The following is a 24,125-nucleotide window of genomic DNA, read 5'->3' as shown; positions in this document are numbered from 1 at the left end:
GAATCAATTTGAAACTAGAAAGACGTAAAGTAAAAATTAATGATGTTGTCTTTGGCGATAAAAATGAAGTAGTAGGAGAAAAACTCGTTTTAAATCGCGAAGAATTAGTCAATTATATTAAGAGTTTGGACAATATTAAAGAGGTTACTGTCGATATCGCTAAACCAGGTGAAAAGACACGCATCATCCCTGTAAAAGATGTCATTGAACCACGGGTAAAAGTAGAAGGTGTTCCTGGATTTGCTGGGATAACTTCGCAGACTGGCCAGCTTGGGAATGGAGCTTATAACGTATTAGAAGGCGTTGCTATCGTTACAATTGGAGATATTGTCGGCTTCCAAGAAGGTGTGATTGATATGTGGGGAGAAGGAGCAAAATGGACGCCCTTCTCCAAGACTTTTAATTTAGTGGTGGATCTATCGGTAGTCGACGGATTAACAGCGCATGAACATGAATTAGCAGTTCGAATGGCAGGTCTATTAATCTCTGAATATGTCGGACAGTTTGCAAAAGACGCTCCAGTCTATGAAATCGAAACGTTTGAAGTAGGATCAAATCCAGAAGAAACAGCTAAATATCCAGATCTTCCTAAGGTAGTCTATGCTGAGATGTTAATCACTCAAGGACTTCTCCATGACTCTTATATCTATGGAGTGGATGCTAAAAATATTATTCCAACACTTCTGCATCCGCTGGAAGAACTGGATGGAGCAGTCGTTTCGGGCAACTGTGTAGCAGCTTGCGATAAGATTACGACTTATCAACATCAAACCAATCCAGTTATCTTAGAACTTTTGAAAAAACACGGCAAAGAAATTAATTTCCTTGGTGTGGTTATGGTTCCAGAACTAACAACCTTAGAAGGAAAATTTAGATCGTGTGATTTCACTGCTAAATTATGCAAGCAGTTGGGGGCAGATGGGGTGATTGTATCGGAAGAAGGATATGGAAATCCAGACTCTGACTTAGTCATGATTGCTGAACGATTAGAAAAACAAGGGATAAAAGCTGTTCTGATTACAGATGAATGTTCTGGTTGGGATGGAGCCAGTCAACCACTCGCAGACTCAAAGCCAGAAGCAAAAGCTGTAATATCAACAGGAAACGTTTCTCACGTTGTAACATTACCAAAAGCGGACCGTATCCTGGGAGATCCAGAAGCGATTGCCAATTTGGCAGGAGGATGGGCTGGAGCCTATGATGCTGAAACCGGTGTTATGAAGTGTGAATTAAATGCTGTGATTGGAGCCACTTCAGAGATCGGATATCATAATTTGATGGTCACTGAGTATTAGAACGAGGAGGAAGACAATGGAAAAAAGAATCTTATATTATTTGAATCAGTTTTTTGGCCAGATTGGTGGAGAAGACAATGCCGACTTTGCTCCCGTTTTAAAGGAAGGGACAGTCGGTCCTGCCGTAGGATTTGAAAAGGAGTTGGGCGATGTAGGTAAAGTGGTCGCGACTTTTATTTGTGGCGATAACTATATCAATGAAAACAATGAAGCAGCTTTAGCTGAGTTTAAGAAAGCAATGGATGAGATTCAACCGGATTTAGTAGTAGTCGGCCCCTCCTTTAATGCGGGCCGCTATGGGGTGGCTTCATCCTTAATTGCTCAGTTCGTGGTGGATAAATACGATATCCCTGTAGTATCAGGTATGTATGAAGAAAACCCAGGTCTTGAAATTACCAGACTAAAAGCATATACCGTTCCAACTGGAAATAGTGCAGTTGATATGCGATCTGCCTTACCTAAAATGGCTGCGATTGCGAAGAAAATATTAGCAGGCGAGCAAGTTATTCCTGAAGAAGATGGGATCTTCAAGCAAGGTAAGCGTATTACAGGCTTTTCCGATAAAATCGGTGCCGTTCGTGCGGTTGAGATGCTGATGAAGCGCTTGAACAATGAAGAATATGAAACTGAAATGCCAATGCCTAGCTTTGACTTGGTTGAGCCAGCCCCTCCAATTAAGGACTTAACTAAAGCCACAATAGCTTTGGTAACTACTGGAGGGATTGTACCGGTAGGAAATCCCGATCGGATTCAGTCTGCCTCTGCTCAAAAATGGGGTAAATACAATATCGAAGATCATGCTAACCTTACAGGCGATTTCATCACCATTCATGGTGGTTTTGATCCTATCTATTGTAATGAATCGCCAGATCGTGTTCTTCCATTAGACTCTCTTAGAATAATGGAAAAAGAAGGCAAAATTGGTAAGGTTCATGAGAAATTCTACACCACGACAGGTACAGGTACGGCAGTTGGTAATGCCATCATATTCGGTAAAGAAATAGGAAAAGAATTGAAGGAAGCGGGAGTTGACGGAGTAATTCTTACCAGTACTTGAGGGACCTGTACACGTTGCGGAGCAACAATCGTTAAAGAAATCGAACGTTTTGGTATTCCAATTGTTCATATGGCTACAATTATTACCATTTCTCAATCTGTTGGAGCGAACCGAATTGTGCCAACAGTTGCTATTCCTCACCCTACTGGAGATCCATCCCTGGAGCGAAAAGATGAAGAGAAATTGCGCATGAAGATGGTTGAACGTGCGATAAATGCACTGAGCCAACCAGTAACGGAAGTTACGGTCTTCTAAATCCACTCGAACAGAGTGAATAGATTCTAAAATAATAAGAGCAGTCCCGATCGAATAGCTTTATAACTGTTCTATGGACTGCTTTTTTTAAAATTTACTTCTTCAGAATGACAAGATGTTCGAAAGTAGAAAAGAGGGGGAAAACATGGAAAAATCAAAAATGAACATTTGGACGATTCTAGGATTTACAGGCGCGTGTATCGCCTTTTACATTGGGGCCGGATTTGCGACAATGCAAGAAGTAATGCAATATGAGGCTTCCTATGGCTCACGATTTTGGATTGTCATAGCTGTTGCGGCAATCATTTATGTCTATACGAATTTATCCTTTGCGACCAATGGTAATCGCTTGAAACTTGAAAGAGGCGGCGACATATACCAACATTATACCGGTAAGTACATCGGTGCTTTCTTTGATTATTTTTCTGCCTTTTTCTGTTATATGTGTTTTATCGTTATGTGTGGAGGGGCGAATGCTACGGCCTCTCAACAATGGGGATTAGCAAACGGAGTAGGTGCATTGGTTCTAACCATTGCAGTAGTTGCTACAGCTGTCTTTGGATTAGACGGAATTATCAAGGCACTTAGTAAAATAGGACCGATTATTATTATTCTTATTCTGATTGTATCAACAATTACTGCGATCACTGGCTTTCCAAACTTCAGCGAAAATGTAAGCGCAATTGATCGAGGCGTTTATGATTTGGTTCAAGTAGGCGGCGACAATCCATTTTTTTCAGGCGCATCATACGGTGGCTTTGTTATTTTGTGGTTTGCAGCTTTTCTATCTGAAATTGGTGCAAAAAATAAATTAAAAGAAGTGAACACAGGAATGCTTCTATCTACTTTATTCATTTTCGGGGCAGCAGCCATTTGTTGTATCGCTTTAATTAGCTACATTGGTGAAACTGGTAAGGCTGATATTCCAGCATTGGTATTAGCTAATAAAGTGAACCCGGTATTTGCGCAAGCTTTTGCCGTTATTGTTTTTGCTGGAATCTATACCACGGCAGTTCCTCTACTCTGGACAGGGGTGGGTCGTGTGGCCACAGATGGAAGCTCACGCTATAAAATCTTAACCATTTTGGGTGGAGTTATTGGAATGGTAATCGCTATTTTCTTGCCCTACAAGGATCTTGTAAATGTCCTTTATGGAATTAATGGGTATTTAGGATTTATTCTGGTTGGTTTTATGGTTGTTCATGATATCCGAACAAAAATGGGTTCAAAATTGATTCAATAAATTAAATGTCTATACTCTATTTTAAATGGCTATTCTCTTTCTTCATTGATAGCAAAGGATCCAATCAACTAAGACCGCCATTCTTTGTGATTGCTTAACTTCAAAATAGCATAATGTTTAAAGGCATGTTAAAGTTATAAAGGAAATTCTTTGTAAATGGTTAAGTGTATAGGTTAAAGAAGGGTTTTGACTGTAAGCTTTTTCCTTAACCAATGGGGAAAACAAAATCAAATGAATAAAAAGTAGGCAAATACAGACGGATAAATGAAGGTTTGAATAATATAGATGGTCTATGTAGTAGAGTTAAAATAGACTGGGCGATTATTGGATTGAGATTAAATAGCGAGAGAAAATAAAAGCACTCCCCTCAAAGTCATGTGGAATGGATTAGAAGGGAGTGCTATTCGCTGTGAGAAAAAGGTTTATTTATGGACTTTAAACGGTCATTTTATCAGATGGAAATTATTGAAATGATAAATATTTTGCATATTCTTTTGCGTATTTATCTCAGTCTAAAACGTTTGGGTCCAAATAAATATACGATCATTATACCCAAAACAACATACAAGATCACGAATAAGAAAAAGCCGAATACCAAATAGTGAGTATAGGAAGATAATCTAACCATACTAAAATACAAAATATAGAGGACAAAATTGAGAATTCCAGTATAGACAGGGTTTTTTACCTTCATTTGATTGGTAAAGGGTTGAAACATATAATAAGCAAAAAGAAAATGAAAGGTCATAAAGACATACCCACTGATTAAACTGGTGACCATCACTAAAACGCTTTGACTATCGAATAAATCCCAATGATAATAGGTGAATAATAGACCAATTAAAGCGACAATAAATTGTGGACGATTGTACTTAAGCAACTGTTTTGTTCTAAAAACAATAGCAGTAGTTATATTTTCTTTCGCTCGATAAAAATGAAAGCTTAACAGTTTACGGTCCATATAGTAAAAGCTTGTTTTGGTAAAAAACTCACCTAAATACATACTTCTAGCAAGCAGTAATAATATTAATGGAATAAATTGTGAGAGCCCTTTGACATCGGCAGGAGAGAGGGGAACAAAATACTTTACGACATTAAGCATAACAAGAGTGATGCCAATGAAGGCTAATCGAATCAGGATTTTCTTTTTAAAGACTGAACCAATTCGGTCATAAAAAATCTTGTTAAGATAGATAATTCCTTGATCATTGGAATAATCAGTCTTTCCTATTCGGATATCTTTGTCTTCCACTTTGGCGGACTGGCTATTTATTTCATCAACGAATTGTTGCGATTCAAGCAAGTCGCTGATATTTAAAGACTTCAAAATAAATTGTTCCAGATAAGTAGTTTTCAAAGTGAAAATAATGGTTAAAACGAGCATTAAAAGACCAGGGGCTAAAAAAATGACCGAGAAAAAGAAGGCATAGTTAAATCCTAAATCGATAAAAGTACCGACTATTGCCAAAAGAAAGCCTACTCCACAAGTGAAAAAAACTAGAAAATTAGCCACTTTTTTGCCGAGAGGATAATTGTTGCGACACAAGTAGAGAAAGATACTTCTAATAAATAATCTTAGTCCAATCGAAAAAATAACAAATGAAAAGCCTTCAAGTAAAGTGATCTTGAAAATAAAAGAAAAGAGGAACATCCCAATACTAAATCCGACGATTTTAGGTCCAAATTTCAAAAGATCATTGGCTAAAGAGTAGGTTCTAGGATTCACTCTAAAAATTTTGATATGCATATATTTATCTTCAGCATTTTCAAAGGCGCTATAAACTTCACTTGCTACTGCCATCATTAGCATCACAATCGATAGATAAAAGGGTCCATAGCTCAAAAACATAATCTCTTCTGATTCGACATACTTATTCGAAAAAGTAGGAAGCAAAAGACCGATAAGCGCGATAAAAATTATATTTGTTACAATGGGTTTTATAATTTGAAAGATTACTGAAAGTGGAGTTCCCCATTTAAGTAAGAATTTAGAGTGGTATAACTTATTCGAAAAGATTTTTCCAATGAGAGGTATTCTTTGCAAATTAAAAATGAACCCATTGTAAAAACTAATCAGTTGGTATTGGATTAAAAAGGTTAATATTTTATTCACCTCCTTTGTCCTCCTTTAAAAGTTCGACAATTTTCGATTCAAAATCTTCATCTTTTTTTAGGTGTTCAAAGGGCATGCATTTTCCATCACTTAATATGACTATTTCATCACATAGTTCTTTGGCAAGTTCAAGCATATGCGTAGAGAGAATCAAAATATGTTCTTTTTTTAATTCTTTTAATATTTTCTTTATCTCAGCCGCCATTACAACATCGATGGAAGTCAGTGGTTCATCTAAAAGAATTATTTTTTGTTTTCCAATGATAATTGAGAGGAGCGAGAGTTTCGATTTCATCCCATGCGAATAGTCTTTGATTAAGCGGTGTCTGTCTTCTTCAGAGAACGCCATCAAATCCAGGTAATGATCGGGAGCTTGACCTTCTCCGTTTAAATCATTAAAAAACTTAACATACTCATAGCCTGTTAAGAAATCGGGCAAAAAATTTTCTGAAAATAGCATGCCAACCTGCTCATAGCTGATATCAGAAAGCCTTCCGTTTTCTTCAAGAAAAAAGAGACCACCACTTTGTTCTAGTTCACCATAAATAATATTGAAAAAGGTCGTTTTACCTGCTCCATTTTTCCCTAAAAGACCATATATTTTGCCTGCTTCAAACTCAAAGTTAACGTCTTTTAAGACTTGTGTTTCTTTAAAATCTTTTTTAAGTGTTTTATTATTAACTTCATCCAATGGGCTCCTTACCTTTAATTAGTTTGAGTACTTTGTACCAGTAAAACTTAAGATAATAAAATCTTATCATACAAATTATTCATTAACGACTAAAAATTGAATGACAAAGGGGCTGATAACTGACGGTTTCGAGTATATTTCTGGCGAGTAAAGATCAAATAACTTTTATTAAGAAAACAAAGCCCCTGAGATCAGTCCAATCTGACTTCAGGGGTTTTTAATAGTTACTGATTAGCAAAGTGTTCATGTGTCCGTTCAAGATCAGGACGTATTCCTTCAAAGAGGGTAATAGAGATGTATTCAATATATTTTTCCTTATCTTTTTTATCTTTGTTGTGTGTCCAATTAGTCAGTAGGGAAGCAAAGGAATCGGTATAAAAGTCAATCAGGAAGTCCTTATAATCTTCAGGAATGACCATCTCTTTTGAAATGTCATCGACAATATTACGCATATTTTCAATGAAGTTATTATAGAAGAATTTTTTCAATTCATCTCTACCTAAGGCATTGATGGCTGAGCTAACTACGTGTTCATTTTCTTCCACATAGTTCATGGCAAAGCGCACCACTTCATCATATTCGGTAAAATAGTCATATTTTTGTATCGGTTCAATCGCTTCATCTTCAAACATCCAGTTGAGTAAATCGTAGATATTAGTAAAATGGTAATAAAATGTTTTGCGGTTGACGCCACAGTCTTCTACAATTTCACGAATCGATATCTTGTCTAAGGCTTTTTTATTCATTAGTTTCTTTAAAGAATCAGCTAAAGCTCTTTTCGTCATTGTTGTTGTAATTCGTTCTTTTTTCATACTTCCTCCTTGAATGAACAATCGGACAAATAATATAAAATGTCTAAAAATAGGCCAACTGTCCTTATATTGAACATTGTCTAATATATCTAGCTCTAATATACTCTAAAAGTAGTCGTTTAACAATCCTATTTAACGACAATATTTTTATTTAAGGAGGAAGTATGGAAAAAGTATTTAGAAAGATATTGCAGCATGACAAGCTTGTCTTGTTCTTTTTTATGATTGGATCTGTAATAAGTCTATTAAGTGTGCCTAGAGTACAGGTGAACTATGATATGAATGATTATCTTCCTTCAGACAGTCCTTCTACGCAAGCTTTATCAATGATGGAGGAAGAGTTTGAAGGTCAAGTCCCTAATGCGCGTTTAATGCTAGAGAACCTAACCATTCCTCAAGCGTTAGCATTTAAGGATAAAATTAGTCAAATTAAAGGAGTGGATGAGGTCCTTTGGTTAGATGACACTGTTAACATAACGGAACCATTGGATCAATATGATCAAGAGCTTGTTGAGGCTTATTATAAAAACCAAAATGCATTGTATTCAATTACTATCGATGAAAGAGAGCGAATAAAAGCGGTTGATGCTCTGCGCGATTTGATAGGAAATAGGGGATATTTGGAGGGAGCGGCGGTTAACACGGCAGTTGCAGCTGAATCCACGGTTGAAGAAATCGGTAAAATCATTAAGGTTACGATTCCAGTTGTCTTAGTTATTTTATTAATTACGACCAATTATTGGTTTGAGCCCCTTATTTTATTGTTAACGATTGGGGTATCAATTCTTTTAAATGCTGGGTCAAACTTGCTTTTTGGTACCATTTCCTTTGTAACCAGCGGTGCTGGCAATATTTTGCTCTTAGCAGTATCGCTTGACTATTCGGTCTTTTTACTTCATCGTTTTGAAGAAAATCGGCAGCTAGGTATGGAAGCTGAGGCAGCGATGGTCAAAGCTTTAAGTCAATCACGTGGTTCGATCGCTTCTAGTGGCTTGACCACCGGCATTAGTTTTGCTGCATTGACCTTAATGCAATTTAAAATTGGCCCTGATTTAGGTATAGCCTTAGCTAAAGGGATTGTGATTAGCTTACTTACTGTTTTTATCTTATTACCAGTCTTGGTTATAAAAACCTACCGTTTAATGGAAAGGACGAAACATCAACCACTTCTACCACAATTTAGAAGATTAGGTAAGGGCGTTACTAAAATGATGTTTCCATTAGTAGTTGTTTTTGCTATTTTGGTAGTTCCTTCTTTTTTAGCGCAAAAGGAAAATAACTACTATTACGGCCCTGAACATATATTTGGACCAGAGACAAAACTGGGTCAAGATTCTGCGAAAATCAAGGAACACTTTGGTCAGTCCAATCGGATGGTTTTAATTGTACCTAAAGGTGAGCAGACTAAAGAAATCGCTCTGAGTAATCAGTTGAAAAAAATTCCTGAGGTCAAGGAGATCATTTCTTATGTAGATACCGTTGGGCCTGAAATCCCAAAAGAGTTTTTAGATGCAGAGACCCTAAAGCTATTAGAATCAGAAAACTATAGTCGAATGATTCTAACAGTTGATTCGGAATATGAAGGAGAAAAATCTTTTAACTTAGTTGAGGAAATACGTGAAGCAGCTGATAAATTCTACCCTCATCAAGCCCATTTGGCGGGAGAAAGTGCGAGTACTTACGACCTAATGGATACCATAACAAAGGATAACTTGAGCGTCAATTTGATCTCAACAGCTGCTGTATTCATTGTTTTAGCCATTAGTTTCAAATCAATAATTATTCCATTCATCTTGGTTTTATCCATCGAAACAGCTGTTTGGATTAACTTAGCCACTCCTTATTTCACTGATCAGGTTCTTTTTTATTTTTCATATTTACTTGTAGGAGCGATTCAATTGGGGGCTACTGTTGATTATGCCATATTGCTGGCAAGAAGATATTTAGAAAACCGTGAAAGGCTTGAGAGAAAAGCAGCTATTATCGAAACGATTTCTAATGTTACGGTTTCAATTATGACATCCGGATCTGCCATTGTTTTAGTAGGGTCACTACTTGGTTATATAACGACCCACGGCATTTTAATGCAATTAGGAAGGCTGCTAGCTAGGGGATCTGTCTTTTCTATTTTAATTGTCCTTTTTGTTTTACCTGGTTTGCTTTATTTATTTGACAAGCCGATTGAAAAATTAACTTATGGTTTAAAATTCGTGAAGGAGGAACACTAAATATGAAGACTCAATTAATCAATAAATTGGTAAGTGGAATAGTTATTATGAATATTTTAAGCAGCAGTTTACCCAATGCTTTGGCAAGGGAAGTGAATTTAGCTAAAGAGGAGGTTGTGTATGGACTGTTAAATTATGACGGAAGTCTTAATGATGCCTATATAGTTAATATTTTTGATCAGGAAGGGGATATTACCGATTACGGTGACTATACTGAGGTTAGAAATATGACATCGGAGACTGAGTTGAAGCTAAAGGAGGGAAAGGTCGACTTTACGAATGGTAAAGATAAGCTGTATTATGAAGGGAAATTAAATAATCAACAACTACCATGGGCAATTTCGATTAAGTATTTACTTAATCAACAAGAAGTAAGCGCTCAAGACTTGATGGGTCAATCAGGCGATTTGGAAATAAAATTAAGGATTAAAGAAAATGAACAAGTGGATCCTTTCTTTTTTAATAATTATGGTCTTCAGGCTACTTTAGTTTTTGATACTGAAAAAGTAAAAGCTATTCAAGCAGAAGAAGCAACTATCGCTAATGTGGGGAAAAACAAACAATTAACTTATACTGTTTTACCTAAACAAGGTGCCAATTTTTCAATCAAGGCTAAAGTAGAAAATTTTGAAATGGAGCCAATCGCTATTAATGGTATCAATATCAATTTGGGATTTGATTTGGAAGATGCCAACTTGCTTGAAAAAATTGAAGAATTACAAAGTGGTGTTAAGCAAATAGATGAGGGGGCAGGCGAATTAAAAGATGGAGCTTTGCAATTAAGTGAAGGGTCTGGTCAATTAGCAAGTGGTAGTCAGCGTTTAGAAGAAGGAGCTGTCAGGGTAAATAACGGAATTGTCACGCTAAAAAAAGGGATTGAGCAAATGCATGCCGGATTAGTGGAGCTCGATAGTCATTCCGAAGAATTGAGACAAGGTTCGGATCAATTTAAAGCACTAATCAATGCATCGAATGATCAATTAAGCTTGCTAGCAGAAAAGTTAGGTAAGCTGCAACAATTAAATCAAGCATCGATCGAAATGCAAGCCGGAATAGGGGAGTTAAATAGTGGGATTACCCAATTGAATCAAAGTGTAGGCTACCAGCAATATACAGCAGCTTTAGGACAGAATGGTTTAGACATGCAGCAATTGCAAGCAGGCAATAATAATGGAATGCAAGCCGTAAACAATTTAAACCTATCCTTATCCAGTGTCGCTTCTCAAATCAGGGCTTCAGAAATTGAGAATAAGGAAGAGCTAGCTGCTCAGCTTGATCAAGTCATTGCTCAGACACAAGCAGCGAATTTGGAACAAGTACTTGCGGCTAACAATGCGATGATTGATGCCACAGCCCAATATTTAGAGACAGTTTCTAGCTCAACTATGCAACTACAAGCAGGTAGTCAAGAGTTGACGACTGCTTATTCAGACTTTCACGCAGCCATTCAAGCAATGGTTAGTACTTCAGATGAGCTAGTAGCTGAACTACCTAAATTAAGTAGCGGTGTGGAAGATTTGGCAGTTAAATATACTCAATTTGATCAAGGACTCGATGATTATACGGGATCTCTTGGAAAGCTTGTGTCCAGTCATCAAGCTATTTTAAATCGTATTAGAAGTTTAAGTGAGGGCAGCGCCTCATTAGTGGAAGGCAGTTCTTCATTAGACGCTAATTTGAATCGATTAGTTAACGCTTCTAATGATTTATATGAGGGCAGCGACAAACTAAAGCAAGGTTCTAATAAGTTTAAGAATAAAACAGCCGGCTTAGATCAAGAAGTAGAGCAAGAAATTGATGCGACTCTTTCTGAACTGACAGGAAATGCCAATCAACCGATTTCTTACGCTTCAAGCAAGAATGGAAAAATCAAGTCCGTGCAGTTTGTCTTGAAGACAGAAAAAATACAAGCAGACAAAGAAGAGCCAGAACTCGAGCGAGAAGAATCGCAACCTTCAGTCTGGGAAAAAATAAAAGATTTATTCCAAAAGAAAGAGGATTAAATAATTCATAAAATATTTATAGTTGTTGAATAATTAGTAGCCTAAAAGCAAAACAGTTCGAATAATCGCTTGAAGGGGTAACTGAGAAGAGGCGATTTGACAAAGATTTAATTTAAAAAATACTAAAACTATAAAAGAAGTTAGACTAAAGTGTCTAACTTTTTTTATAGGAGAGACTATTTTTTCTTAGCATTCAAGTTAATCGACCCAACTAAATAGGAGCGGCAATCAGGATTATTTGATAGCTTCATAATTTCATTATGCGCAAAGGATTGATTAAAATCGTACAGAAAGTCATTGTTTTTAGTTTTGTAGATATTCAATCCATAAAGTAATAAGAAGGGGTTGGGTTGTAAACTTTCCCCCTTAATCATCATTGTAAATAAAGTTAAATGAATAAATAGGTAGGCTAATACAGAAGGCCATGTGAATGACTGAATCATATAGACCGTCGTCACATTGGAAATCAAAAAAGAGACGGGTTGACCATTGATATCGGTGATTTTATCTTTGGTAAAGTCTTCTATATGATATTGGTCTTGCTGAATATAGGCTTTACGGGCGTATTGCTTTTTCAAATGGGCATAGAGCCATCTACTTAAAAGACCTAAAACGAATAGGACCACGAGGACAATCAATATAACATGAAAATGATTGAGCTTGTATTGATCAAAGTTACTATAGAGTATTTTTAACGTGAACAAAATAATTGATAGGGACATGGAGCTGATATAATAGATAATTTGATAAAGTCTTGGTAAGTCTTTTAACATACTATTCCTTTCTTTTGCCAAAGTAACGTACATAGTTAGTAAACCATAATATTTAATAAAATAAGAATGATATGCTTCAATCAAAACAATTACTGTTTAATTTTTAAATGTGTAATCGTTTTTAATATTTTTATGATTATTTGCTATAATAAGAGAAAAATGACGACGGAGGGTAGTTATGCGTATTGTTCAAATAGTCCTAGCAGAGGATGAAGCGATTCAACGAAAAAACATGACGCGGATGATTGAAGCAGCGTGTCAAACACTCCATATCAAGCCGATTATTACTTGTTATGAATCCGCCGAGGCTTTTTTATTTCATTTAGAAGACCATCAAGAATGGCAAATCGCTTTTCTCGATATTGAAATGGCTGAAATCAATGGCATGGAATTAGCCCATCAATTAAAAGAAAAGGCCCCTTATTTAAAAATTATTTTTGCTACGGCTTATGCGGAATATGCTGTGGAAGGCTACCAAGTAGATGCGCTAGATTTTTTGTTAAAGCCGATTAATACAACAGCAATAGAGCGGGCACTTTCTAAATATCTGCTGATTCAACCGAAATCTGAACGTTTTCTGGTTGTTGAAGACCTGATAGGAAAGCGATATGTCTTGGAACTTGATGATTTGATCCTGGTTGAGGTTAATAAACGTGAGTTGCGGTTAGTTTTATTAGACCAAGAGCTTTTTATAACAGGGGCATTAGCTCGTTTTAAAGAGGACTTAGACCAACGGTTTGTAGCACCACATCGTTCTTATTTAATTAATTTGAATCATGTTGAGAGTATTGGGAAAGAAGAAGTCATTCTTTCTTCTGGTGCAAAGGTTCCTCTCTCGCGTCGCTCAGTTAAGACAATTCAAAAGGCTTTTATCGAACATTATAAAGGAAGTGCCTTTTATGGTTAAAGCGTTAGTAAGTTTAGTGCTTTTTGTTTTATTGCTGAGTCTGTGGTATATCTACCGTTTAAGACTGGATTTGCGTTTTCATCAAATTCAGCAAAAGGAATTGGATGACTATGCACTGGAAGTCGAGTCAATCTACCGGCAGATGCGGGGTATCCGGCATGATTACCGCAACCATCTTCAAGTCATTCAAGCCTATTTAACCAGTCAAGACTATCAAGCCTTGGATCAGTATCTGCAAGAACTGACGAATGAAATGAATCAAGTGGATACGATTATTCGGACCGGAAATACCTTAATTGATGCCTTGGTTAATACCAAGTTGACTCGGGCTCAAGCAAAGGGAGTCGACGTTCATGCCAACGCAATCGCCCCTAAAAATCTAAGTATTCATTCGACGGATTTGGCCGTTATTTTAGGGAATTTATTAAACAATGCACTTGAAGCAACCATTCATGCAAAGGATAAGCAGCCGGCCTTTATCCGTTTATACATTGCCCCCTTAAAAAACACTTTTTATATCAGCGTTCAAAACTCCATGGCTCAAAGACCCAGACAGAACTTCTTATCTTTAAAAGCGCTCAACCGGCAAGGCTTTGGGTTAAAACGGATTGATGCGGCAGTCAATAAAAATCAAGGCATTGTTAATAGACAATGGGAAGAAGGGGTTTTTGCGACAGAAGTTACCTTGCCTTTGCAAAATGACCACTCATGTCAAAATTAGAACCATTGATGCACTTTCTGTTTTGAAGGTGCATTTTCCTTCTATAATATTGTCAAGAAAAGGAGAGGTGATTGCAATGAGAGACCGCATCCATACTTTAAAATTTTTAGTCACTCGTTTGTGGCAATTTGATCAATGTTTTTTCTTTTATTATTTCCTCGATATTGTATTAAGAATTATGACCCCCCTTTATCAACTATTTGTATCGGTCCATCTTATTTCTATATTAATGAAAGAAAGTGACCTCTTATCCTTTTCAAAGCAAGTGTTAGGAGTCATCGGTGGATTAATTGTTTTGGAAGCTTTAAAAACATTTGTATTGACTACCATAGAAAAGCATAGAGTATCATTTCACATACATATGTTTAATGATGTTTTTGCAGAAAGAGCAAGATTGGATTATCCTCTGTTAGTCGGGTCAGATGCCGCTAAACTCTTTGATAATGCGTCACGGTGTTTAGACCATAGTGAGGAAGCATTGGGTGGTATCATTGCGAACTCTGCTGAAGTGATGATTGCCTTGCTATCCGTTTTAATCTACATCAATGTTTTAGCTCAACTGTCTAGTATCTTTCTCTTGTTACTGGTCGTGATGATCAGTGGCTTATTGGTAATCAAGCATTTCCAAAATAAATTATTAAAGGCTAATCGTCCCCTTCATGTCAAGAATAATACGAAGTTTAGCTATTTGAATCATACGATGGGAGATCAACGAGTGGCTAAAGATGTTCGACTCTATTCCATGAGCGCTTGGTTTAAGGACATTTTCGATCAACTTTGGGCAGACTATGAAAGGATTGTGCACCCTGAGAATAAATGGAAACGGATTGAAGGGCTCTATGTAATGAGCATGCTAGTGATCATGATGGGCCTTGCATATCATCAAAGTGTGCAAGAGATTCGAGCAGGCCAAATGGAGCCGTCAAACTTTTTGATTTATGCGAGCTTGGTAACCATGATGGCAAGCAGTTTAACCAACTTTATTAATGCGAGCGCCACCTTTTTCTTACAAAATGAAAAGTTAATGGCTCTGTATTATTATTTTAACCAGAGACCCGTCTTGAACCACCAGCCGCACGAAGCAATACCACAAGAAATTAAAACAATCGAGTTTCGTAATGTGACCTACACTTATCCGAATGCGAACCGACCGATTATTAACAACTTCAATTTAAAGATTCATGCTAATGAAAAGCTAGCTATCGTTGGTGAAAATGGAGCAGGCAAAACCACTTTAATTAAATTAATGCTAGGACTTTTAAAACCCGATCATGGTGAAGTATTAATCAATGGCATTGATCGAAGTAAATTTGCTATTGAAGATTATTACCGCCTGTTTGCGCCTGTTTTTCAAGATAATTACCTTTTTACGTTTACGATCAAAGACACTATTCTTCAAGGATATGAGGAAGATGCGCTTCGTTACCACCAAGTGCTCAATCAAAGTGGTATGGCTAAAGTGGTGGCCAGTTTGCCTCAGGGCGATCAAACTGCCATTGTTCGTGAAGTAAATAGTGAAGGCATGCAGTTATCCGGTGGGCAATTACAAAAATTAAAGTTAGCGCAAGCTTTATACAAAAAGGCTCCAATATTAGTGCTTGATGAACCGACAGCGGCTCTTGACCCGATTAGTGAGAGTGAAGTCTATCAGAATTATTTAGCCTTTTCGAAAGGGAAGATCGCCCTGTTTATATCCCACCGTCTAGCCTCGACCCAATTTTGTGAGCGAATTATATATTTACATAAGGGGCAAGTAGCAGAAGAGGGAAGTCACAAAGACTTAATGCAAGAAAAGGGCGCTTATTATCATATGTTTGAAACGCAAGCTTATTATTATCGGGAGAAGATCACAGAGCCTGAGAGTGAAGAACTTAGTGAGCAAGGAGGACTAATCTAATGACCAAGCGTCAATTATTTCTAAGAACATTTAAAGATATCTGGCAGTACGGTAAGCAAGGGCTTCTTTATAAGTTAGTAATCAGTATTTTTTCTAGTGCCATTCCTTTCTTAAATTTCATCTACATTGCTCAAATCCTAACTCATTTAGCAGCCAAAGATTTCGACCACGTCTATCAGCTAATTGCTCAATACCTCGTGCTCTTTTTAATTTTAAATACGCTGGTCCATTGGTTAAAACCAATGGTCGACAAAAAACATCAAGCCATACTGCGTAAAATAACGGCTTTACCTAACGAAAAATTACTGGTCATGAATTTCCACTATGCGGATGAGGCGACGATTAAGGAAAAAATCCACCAAATAAACCGTGATCAAATTCAAAATGCTTCCAGTTTCAAAGTTATTTATCATAACACTTACTTATTAGTGGAAGCTCTCGTTCAAATTGTTTTTGCCCTTATTCTTTTAACGCCTTTGTGGCAATTGGATAAAGGGTATCCTTTCAATTGGTTTCACCCCTATAGTTTAAATGGTATACTCATTGTTCTTATTATAGTAGTCATCACGCTTCAGACAATTTGGTCTCAAAAAACCATGCAAGGAGTAGACGAGTTATCCGGTTGGTTACTTAAGACGAATAATGCCTTTAATTATTTGGCTCATAACCTGAGTGAAGTAGAAGCTGGGAAAGAAGTGAGACTGTATCATTTACAAGATAAAATTAAACAGCATACGCAAAGGTATTTGGATGAATATAAGGTGTTTGAGAGAGTGTACTATGGAGGCTTTGGTAAAGTTCGCTTAATCAACAATGTGGGTTCACAACTTGTCACCGGAGCCATTTATTTATTAATTGGGGTACGTGTTATTTCTGGGAATTTATCGGTAGGCTTGGTTGTTCAAATGATTGGAGGGATCAACCAATTGATGGTGTCTTTGATTGAAGCCATGGCGTTTTTAAACATTTTTGCCCAAACAGCTCCCATGCAAAGGTACTATGAATTAATGGATTTACCTGATGAAGAAGCCAAAGGTTCTCTTCCGATTGAAAAAAGACTGGATAATGATTACCAATTGACTGTAAAGAACCTTTCTTTCACTTTCCCAGGTGCTGATCAAGCAACCTTACAGGGTATTACTGAAACGTTTGAAGTGGGCAAACACTATGCGATTGTTGGAGAGAATGGATCCGGTAAGACGACATTCATAAAAGTGTTGATGCGACTTTATGAACCTACTCAAGGAAAAGTTCTATTGAATAAAATTGATGCCGATAAATACGCTTTAAAAGAATTTTACCAATTATTCTCCGTAGTTTTTCAAGATTTCCGGTTGTTAGGACTTTCTATGGCAGAAAATATTGCAGTTCGACCAGATTATGATCGCCATCAAGTAAATAATGCGCTTAGAGAACTAGGTCTGAACGATTTTGTAGAAACGCTTGATAGAGGAATTGAAACATATTTAGGCACGGAGTATGATCCTGAGGGGGTCCATGTTTCTGGTGGGCAGGCTCAAAAAATTGCCATGGCCCGTGCCATATATAAAGATGCGCCAGTTTTTATTCTAGACGAGCCGACGGCAGCCTTAGATCCGATGGCTGAATTTGAAATTTACCAAAATTTTTCCCAAATTGTAAGGGATAAAACAGCCTTCTATATTTCCCACCGTTTGTCTTCTTGCCGCTTTTGTGATGAAGTTCTCGTTTTTGATCGAGGACGAATTGTTCAAAGAGGTAGTCATGAAAACTTGGTTCACCAAGAAGGTAAATACAAGGAGTTGTGGCAAGCACAAGCACAGTATTATCAGTAAACAGTCACAGACATCTCTTGTTTTTGAGATGTCTGTAGTTGTATAGTTTTCGTTTTAAATAGTTGCCCTAAACAGCTCTTGTTCAGAATGATGGAAGGAAAACGCGTTGAAAAGTTAGGCCCTGCACCCATCCAAACAGGATAGGAAGCACTATTAGCTGAAAATCGTTCATTGCTCAGAGCGAAGTTGATTTTTATTGGCCTGTTAAAGGTAAATTTATTTTTAATATCTAGTCGCTTATATTTTTAATATAAAGAGAGTTTTAAGCAAAATCATTATTTTAGTATTATAATATAATAACGTAAAACTTTTGATGTTGATTAAGATTCACTATGCAATTATAGGATAAGAAGTAATAATGTGAAAAAATTGTTCAACCACTGATAAAAAAGTGGCCGGTTTTAGCCACACTATTAATGAGTGTAATAATAAGTGGATTTACGGTTAATGCTCAAAATAAATAGCCATCCAACCAAGAAACCTATTCTATTATAACTGCTTCTGATTATGCACCTTTTGAATTTACCGATGATGAAGGTAATCTTAAAGGAATTGACATTTAAATTCTCGAAGCCATAGCTGAAGAAGCTGGCTTCAAGATTGATTATAAAATTATGCCTTCTTCTGGCCTGCAAGCCTTAGAAAGTAATCAAGCAGATGGGATGATTGCTGCTATGGGTATAACTATGAAAGAAAAGAGACCTTTGATTTCTCAGACCTTTATTTTGAAGTAGGCTCGATGTTTACAGTGAAAGAAGATTCGAAGATGGTGGGCGATATTTTGGAAGTTATGCCAAATTTAGCAAATGATGGGATGACCATGGTGGTAACCCACGAGATAGGCTTTGCCCGCGAAGTGTCAGACCGAGTGATCTTCGTGGAAGAAGGCTATGTAATTGAAGATGCCGATACCAATCTAATTTTTAAACATCCTGCCGAAGCCAGAACCAAAAGTTCTTGGATAAGGAGTTATAATCAATTGCGACTCAGTCTAATTATAGGCTGAGTTTTTAATTGTATCTAACTAGTATATTAAGACGTGTACCTTCTTGAAAATAATATTGTTTAGGAAGATTTAAATATGCAACCCTTAGACCAACTCCACAAAACTATTGCAGACCCAATGAATCAAGCGTATAGTAAAAAAGGTGTTCTGCCACTTTATAAATAATGTAAGAGGAAAGATGAGTCATTGTGAAGCAAGCCCTAAGCAAAAACCAGAGGTCCGTCCCCTCTTTTGGAATGATTCCAGTATGTCTAGTCCAAGCTCCTGTTGGTGCCGCAGCAGCTACGGCTATTTTAGAATTTTTAATTGCTTATGGGGTGGAAGAAGTTATAAGTGCGGGCTGCTGTGGGGCTTTAGAAGATATAGCAGAAAACACTTTTTTAATTCCCTTTAAAGCCTTGCGAGACGAAGGGAATTCCTATCATTATCAAGAACCTACTCGTTTGGTTGAAATGAATCGTCGAGCTTTAAAAGCGATTGAACAGGCCCTATCCTACCACTAACTCCCCTATCAAGAAGTGACCACTTGGACAACCGATGGCTTCTACCGTGAAACGAAGGACATGGTGGCTTATCGCAAGGAAGAAGGTTGTGCAGTAGTTGAGATGGAATGTGCTGCTTTGGCTGCGTGTGCCGAAATGCGCAATATTATCTGGGGACAAATTTTATTTACTGCCGATACCTTGGTCAACCTCGATCAGTACGATACTCGTAGTTGGGGAGAAGATTCCTTTGAAGATGCTCTCATTCTTTGTCTAGATGCTGTTATAAATATCTGAGGAAATTTACTTTCATCTTTTTAAGACTTACTTTCGCTTGTGATATAATTAAACGAAATAGAGGAGGAATAATATGCAGGTAAAGATTACAAGAAATGCTTATTTTATGGGGGGATTAATGCCCCTAACTGTCTATCAGGATGGCAAGTCAATTGGGAAAATACATACGAATGAGACAATCACTCTTGAGGTAGTAGAAGGTTCAACTATAGTTGTTAAGCAATTAGGGATGAGAAGCAATCCCCTAGAGGTCAAATCGGGTGATTATATAGAGATTTCAGGTAAACCCTGGTTAGGTCTTCTTCAAGTTGTTCTTCTAATTAGTTTTCTTTTTTTATCATATATTTCAGACAATACTTTTAAAATAATTAGTTATTTTATACTACCGATTCTCTATTTTTCCTCCGTATTTTTAATTGAAAATTTTAAGCTGGAGAAAAAGAAATAAAATCATCCTGTAATTTAGGAACTATTTTGCTATTCCATTTATAGATAATGAGAATCTAATGGCATCAATTATGCAGCTGATCGATGATTTATAGGCGAAAAAACAGGCTAATTGAATCATTATCTTGAGCTGTGTTTCAATCCTATTAAGCATAATGCTGATAAAAGTAACTCTAAGTATGAAGTTAAAAAGATCATTAAAAATAAGCGATTTCTAAGTGTCAAACTTCTGACAGCTCCAAGATGTCTTTTCTTATCCCGAGTCCAAATACTTTAGAAGTTTTGAGTAATAACTCCATTTATTTTAAGTCCCCCTTATAGAAAGGAGAAAAATAAGTGGATTTATATTTCTGAACGTTCGGAAATTCAACTTAAGAAACTTTAGATTAAAGTGAAACAAGTCCCAAATAGAGGACTATAATGAGCTTATTCTTAGCTTAGGAGGCAATTATGTCACAAAACAAATGGACACGCGCAGCGATCTTACAGGATATTAAGGAACAAAAGGTTCAATTCATTCGTTTAATGTTTACCGATATTATGGGGAAAATTAAAAACGTAGAAATTCCAGTCTCACAAATCGAAAAAGCTCTTGATAATAATATGACTTTTGATGGTTCCTCCATTGATGGTTTTGTTCGGATAGAAGAAAGTGATATGTATTTGGTACCGGATTATGATTCTTGGTTAGTTTATAATTGGAAAGAAGGAAGCGGTAATGTTGCTTCTTTAATTTGTGATGTGGAAACAGCCCATCGTCAGCCCTTCTCAGGTGATCCGAGAACTAACCTGAAAAGAGTGCTTACTAAAATGCAAAAACTAGGTTTTACTTCATTCAACTTGGGGCCAGAACCAGAATTTTATCTTTTTAAAAATGATGAGAATGGGAATCCCACCATGGAATTAAATGATAAGGGAGGCTATTTTGACTTAGCTCCGATTGATTCAGCAGAAAATACTCGTCGTGATATTGTTTTAGAGTTAGAAGACTTAGGGTTTGAGATTGAAGCCAGTCACCATGAATGCGGACCTGGCCAACACGAAATTGATTGGAAATATTCAGATGCTTTAACAGCTTGTGATAACATTCAAATTTTCAAATTAATTGTTCGCTCAGTAGCCCATCGTCATAATATGCACGCATCCTTTATGCCAAAACCGGTTTATGGTTTGGCAGGTTCAGGTATGCACTTTAATCTGTCTTTGTTTACAGAAGATGGTAATGCTTTTTATGACCCGGAAGGTAAAGAGGGGCTTTCGCAAACAGCTTATTATTTCATTGGTGGTTTAATGAAGTATGCATCAGCTTACACAGCTATTGTGAATCCAACTGTTAATTCATACAAGCGCTTAGTCAGTGGCTATGAAGCGCCTGTTTATATTGCCTGGTCTGGTCAAAACCGTTCACCATTAATTCGCATTCCAGCTGCGCGTGGTAATTCTACTCGTATCGAAGTTAGAAGTGTAGATCCTTCAGCTAATCCTTATTTAGCCTTAGCTTCACTATTAACAGCTGGACTAAAAGGGATTGAGGAGAAAATTACTCCTCCAGCAGAAGTACGTGAAAATATTTATGAAATGGATCAAGAAAAACGTATGCTTAAAGGGATCTATCAGCTCCCAGCTAGTTTAAAAGAGGCTGTGAATGCACTGAAGACCAGTCCAGAAATAATGGAAAGTTTAGGTGAACATATCGCCAGTAACTTTATTCGAGAAAAAACATTGGAATATGAGGATTATTTAAAAAATGTTTCCCAATGGGAACTGGATCGATATTTTGAGACCTATTAATAGAGGTAGAGAAAATAAGGACTTAGCATTCTTTATTGCTTAGTTCTTATTTTATTGTTAAAATCAATAAGTAATTAATAAGAGCGCATCCATTAAAATAGGAGGGCTTAAATGACATGGAAAATAAAACAATTTAATGACTTGAGCACTTACGAACTTTATCAAATATTGCAATTACGGTGCCAAGTATTTGTGGTTGAGCAAAAGTGTCCCTATTTAGACATTGATTATTTAGATATAGAGGCTGATCATTTATTCCTTGAAGAAAATGGGGAAATATTTGCCTATTGTCGATTATTAGCTCCTGGGGTGAGTTTTGAAGAAGCATCAATTGGTCGTGTTTTGGTGAAAGAAGATCAACGGAATCAAGGCTTATCTTATCAAATAATGACTAAAGCTATTGAATTTCTATTTAATCAAAAAAATTATCCTTCGATCAAGCTATCCGGTCAAACTTATTTGATCGATTTTTACAAGGGCTTAGGCTTTCAACCAACTAGTTCAGCTTATCTAGAGGATAATATTGAACACATTGATTTACTGTTAAATAAGAAACTTCATAATGGAGAGAAGGAATGAAAAAATGAAAAAAATGATATTAAGTTTAATTGCAACCGTTGTGCTATTGCCACTAGTCAATCCTATTGATGCTGAGGATGACCAAACAACAGTGGAAGTAACTAGCGAGTATGTATCAAAAAAAGATGACCAAGCAATTATTGAATTTTTACCACAGGCTTATCTTGAAGCTAAGATGGAAGTAAGTGATGAAATTGAAGCCTTTAAAGAAAAATACAGAAAGTTCCGTTTAACGGAAGTCTATCAGGACCTGCTGAAAGAAGACCCGGAAGTTGAGAATTTTACCGGTTATATGTCGGTTGCTTTAAATCAGCTAAACAGTATAGTGGATCAAACCTACCTAGTTTATTTGAGAAACTACCAAGAGCGATTAGCTAAAATCGAACAAGATTTTGAGTTGGGACAATTGCAATTAACAGAAGAAGTTGCCAAGTTTGTTTCGGATTATTCTTTAACAGAGCCTGAGAAAGTAAAAGCTAAAGAATATAGTCAAGAGGAATTATTAACTCATTGGAAAAATTATGCCTATTACCAGCAAACATTAGACTTGGATAAACAAATGGAAAGTTTGTATCAAAAACATTTTGATAATCTTGCTTCATTGCCTGAAGACCAGCAAACTTATGAGGCCAATCGTGATAAAATTCAAGATATGTATCAGGAATTCGTAGATCAATTAGAATTTGCTGACCAAATTAAAAAAAGTGATTTGACTAAGATCAGTGAGTCGCAGGAGACGCTTAGTGATTTATTAGAACAATTAAAAAACATATCGCTTGAGGATGCAATTAAAGAGCAAAAGCTTTTTGAATAAATAGATTTTTATAGCCAGTTTTACTGGCTTTTTTATTACAAATATTACGAATGCGTATTATTCATTATTTTTACACAATGATATGATATACTTTGTAAGTAAAGTCAACCGAATTAATAAAGGAGGATCCATAATGAGACACAAAGCAATCAAGACAAGCCTATTGTCTATTTCAATGTCAGTATTAGCTACAGTAGCAGTTACTCAAATAGATAACTTACCAAGTGTTTATGCCCAAGAAAGTAATTATGCAATCGGTAGTTATACGGTACAGGCCGGCGACGGAGTTTATCGTATCGCGGTTAATCATGGAATGACTATGGATGAGTTGAAGGAATTAAATGGTTTAACTAGCAACCTAATCCATCCAGGAGATGTACTGAAGGTATGGGTGAAGAATGCTCATTCAGTTGTAGAAAATCAGGCAGATATTAAAGAGGAGACAACAGAAACACCTACAACAAAAACAGAAACAAGTCCGACAATTAATCAAAATGTTTCTACTAATCAACCAGCAGTATTTGTATCTCATGCAAAAACTTATACCGTACGTTCAGGCGATTGGTTAGCTAGAATAGCTGACATGCATGGGATTACGGTTGCGCAATTGAAGACTTGGAATAATCTAAGAAGTGACTTAATTCATCCAGGCAATGTTTTGATTGTGGCAAAAGGTGAAGCGTCAAGTCCAGCACCAACACCAGAAAAGCCGGCTGAACCAACACCAGAAAAACCAAGCACACCGACAGTAAGCAAAACTTATACGGTAAAACGAGGCGATTGGCTAAGCAAAATAGCTAATATGCATGGGATTACGGTTGCACAATTGAAGTCTTGGAATAATTTAAGAAGTGACTTAATTCATCCAGGCAATGTTTTGATTGTGGCAAAAGGTGAAGC

Annotated in this window: 19 protein-coding genes and 1 pseudogene; 16 read left to right on the top strand and 4 right to left on the bottom strand. The window is 36.7% G+C overall.

From position 1 onward, the window contains the following. Positions 1-8 precede the first annotated feature (8 nt). The 3 genes from ACQV18_RS07230 (at position 9) to ACQV18_RS07220 (ending at position 3,850) form a co-directional block, all read left to right on the top strand. Positions 9-1,295 carry a glycine/sarcosine/betaine reductase component B subunit gene (locus ACQV18_RS07230; protein ID WP_428874100.1) on the top strand — a complete coding sequence of 429 codons (1,287 nt, stop codon included), beginning with the start codon at positions 9-11 and terminating at the stop codon, positions 1,293-1,295. A gap of 16 nt (positions 1,296-1,311) precedes the next feature. Next, positions 1,312-2,607 carry a glycine/betaine/sarcosine/D-proline family reductase selenoprotein B gene (locus ACQV18_RS07225; protein ID WP_428892825.1) on the top strand — a complete coding sequence of 432 codons (1,296 nt, stop codon included), beginning with the start codon at positions 1,312-1,314 and terminating at the stop codon, positions 2,605-2,607. A 145-nt stretch (positions 2,608-2,752) separates the two neighbouring features. After that, the gene (locus tag ACQV18_RS07220; RefSeq protein WP_428874102.1) at positions 2,753-3,850 is read left to right on the top strand and encodes a YkvI family membrane protein; all 1,098 of its coding nucleotides are present in this window, start codon (positions 2,753-2,755) and stop codon (positions 3,848-3,850) included. 502 nt (positions 3,851-4,352) lie between these two features. Here the strand turns inward: ACQV18_RS07220 and ACQV18_RS07215 are convergent. From ACQV18_RS07215 to ACQV18_RS07205, 3 genes are all read right to left on the bottom strand, one after another. Next, positions 4,353-5,963, bottom strand: a complete 1,611-nt coding sequence (locus ACQV18_RS07215) for a hypothetical protein (protein ID WP_428892824.1) — start codon at positions 5,961-5,963, stop codon at positions 4,353-4,355. After that, complete coding sequence (locus ACQV18_RS07210) at positions 5,956-6,654, bottom strand: ATP-binding cassette domain-containing protein (RefSeq protein ID WP_428892823.1); 699 nt, start codon at positions 6,652-6,654, stop codon at positions 5,956-5,958. The genes ACQV18_RS07215 and ACQV18_RS07210 overlap by 8 nt, the downstream gene beginning before the upstream one ends. A gap of 224 nt (positions 6,655-6,878) precedes the next feature. Beyond that, positions 6,879-7,466, bottom strand: coding sequence for a TetR/AcrR family transcriptional regulator C-terminal domain-containing protein (locus ACQV18_RS07205; RefSeq protein ID WP_428874105.1), 588 nt, complete (start codon positions 7,464-7,466; stop codon positions 6,879-6,881). A 164-nt stretch (positions 7,467-7,630) separates the two neighbouring features. On the opposite strand from ACQV18_RS07205, the gene ACQV18_RS07200 reads away from it, so the two are divergent. Next, positions 7,631-9,694, top strand: coding sequence for an efflux RND transporter permease subunit (locus tag ACQV18_RS07200; RefSeq protein WP_428875268.1), 2,064 nt, complete (start codon positions 7,631-7,633; stop codon positions 9,692-9,694). Positions 9,695-9,696: 2 nt separating this feature from the next. Next, positions 9,697-11,697 (top strand): hypothetical protein, encoded by a 2,001-nt coding sequence (locus tag ACQV18_RS07195; protein ID WP_428892822.1) that lies wholly within the window; start codon positions 9,697-9,699, stop codon positions 11,695-11,697. A gap of 176 nt (positions 11,698-11,873) precedes the next feature. On the opposite strand, the gene ACQV18_RS07190 is transcribed toward ACQV18_RS07195, so the two are convergent. After that, positions 11,874-12,470 (bottom strand): hypothetical protein, encoded by a 597-nt coding sequence (locus ACQV18_RS07190; protein ID WP_428892821.1) that lies wholly within the window; start codon positions 12,468-12,470, stop codon positions 11,874-11,876. A gap of 178 nt (positions 12,471-12,648) precedes the next feature. Here ACQV18_RS07190 and ACQV18_RS07185 point away from each other — a divergent pair, with 178 nt between their 5' ends. The 11 genes and pseudogenes from ACQV18_RS07185 to ACQV18_RS07135 form a co-directional block, all read left to right on the top strand. Beyond that, a complete protein-coding gene (locus tag ACQV18_RS07185) occupies positions 12,649-13,377 on the top strand; it encodes a LytR/AlgR family response regulator transcription factor (protein WP_428885370.1) in 729 nt (242 codons plus the stop codon). Continuing rightward, positions 13,370-14,098 carry a sensor histidine kinase gene (locus tag ACQV18_RS07180; RefSeq protein ID WP_428874110.1) on the top strand — a complete coding sequence of 243 codons (729 nt, stop codon included), beginning with the start codon at positions 13,370-13,372 and terminating at the stop codon, positions 14,096-14,098. The genes ACQV18_RS07185 and ACQV18_RS07180 overlap by 8 nt, the downstream gene beginning before the upstream one ends. A 76-nt stretch (positions 14,099-14,174) precedes the next feature. Beyond that, positions 14,175-15,995, top strand: coding sequence for an ABC transporter ATP-binding protein (locus ACQV18_RS07175; protein WP_428892820.1), 1,821 nt, complete (start codon positions 14,175-14,177; stop codon positions 15,993-15,995). After that, complete coding sequence (locus tag ACQV18_RS07170; RefSeq protein ID WP_428892818.1) at positions 15,995-17,809, top strand: ABC transporter ATP-binding protein; 1,815 nt, start codon at positions 15,995-15,997, stop codon at positions 17,807-17,809. The genes ACQV18_RS07175 and ACQV18_RS07170 overlap by 1 nt, the downstream gene beginning before the upstream one ends. 739 nt (positions 17,810-18,548) lie before the next feature. Beyond that, entirely contained in the window at positions 18,549-18,815 is a 267-nt protein-coding gene (locus ACQV18_RS07165) for a hypothetical protein (protein WP_428892817.1), read from the top strand. A gap of 236 nt (positions 18,816-19,051) precedes the next feature. Next, positions 19,052-19,594 (top strand): annotated as a pseudogene (locus tag ACQV18_RS07160) (nucleoside phosphorylase). A gap of 73 nt (positions 19,595-19,667) precedes the next feature. Continuing rightward, positions 19,668-20,042, top strand: coding sequence for a hypothetical protein (locus ACQV18_RS07155; protein WP_428874115.1), 375 nt, complete (start codon positions 19,668-19,670; stop codon positions 20,040-20,042). A gap of 449 nt (positions 20,043-20,491) precedes the next feature. Then, positions 20,492-21,832 carry a type I glutamate--ammonia ligase gene (glnA, locus tag ACQV18_RS07150; RefSeq protein WP_428874116.1) on the top strand — a complete coding sequence of 447 codons (1,341 nt, stop codon included), beginning with the start codon at positions 20,492-20,494 and terminating at the stop codon, positions 21,830-21,832. A 111-nt stretch (positions 21,833-21,943) separates the two neighbouring features. Further along, a complete protein-coding gene (locus tag ACQV18_RS07145; RefSeq protein ID WP_428892816.1) occupies positions 21,944-22,411 on the top strand; it encodes a GNAT family N-acetyltransferase in 468 nt (155 codons plus the stop codon). A 4-nt stretch (positions 22,412-22,415) separates the two neighbouring features. Beyond that, on the top strand, positions 22,416-23,225 hold the full coding sequence (locus ACQV18_RS07140) for a hypothetical protein (protein ID WP_428874118.1): 810 nt from the start codon (positions 22,416-22,418) through the stop codon (positions 23,223-23,225). A 133-nt stretch (positions 23,226-23,358) separates the two neighbouring features. Beyond that, a partial coding sequence (locus ACQV18_RS07135; protein WP_428892815.1) for a LysM peptidoglycan-binding domain-containing protein occupies positions 23,359-24,125 on the top strand: 767 nt, incomplete at its 3' end.

Source organism: Facklamia sp. P9177 (assembly GCF_050409585.1).
GTDB lineage: Bacteria > Bacillota > Bacilli > Lactobacillales > Aerococcaceae > Facklamia.
Note: the sequence above shows the minus strand (reverse complement) of the source record. Positions and strands in the feature narration are given on the sequence as shown.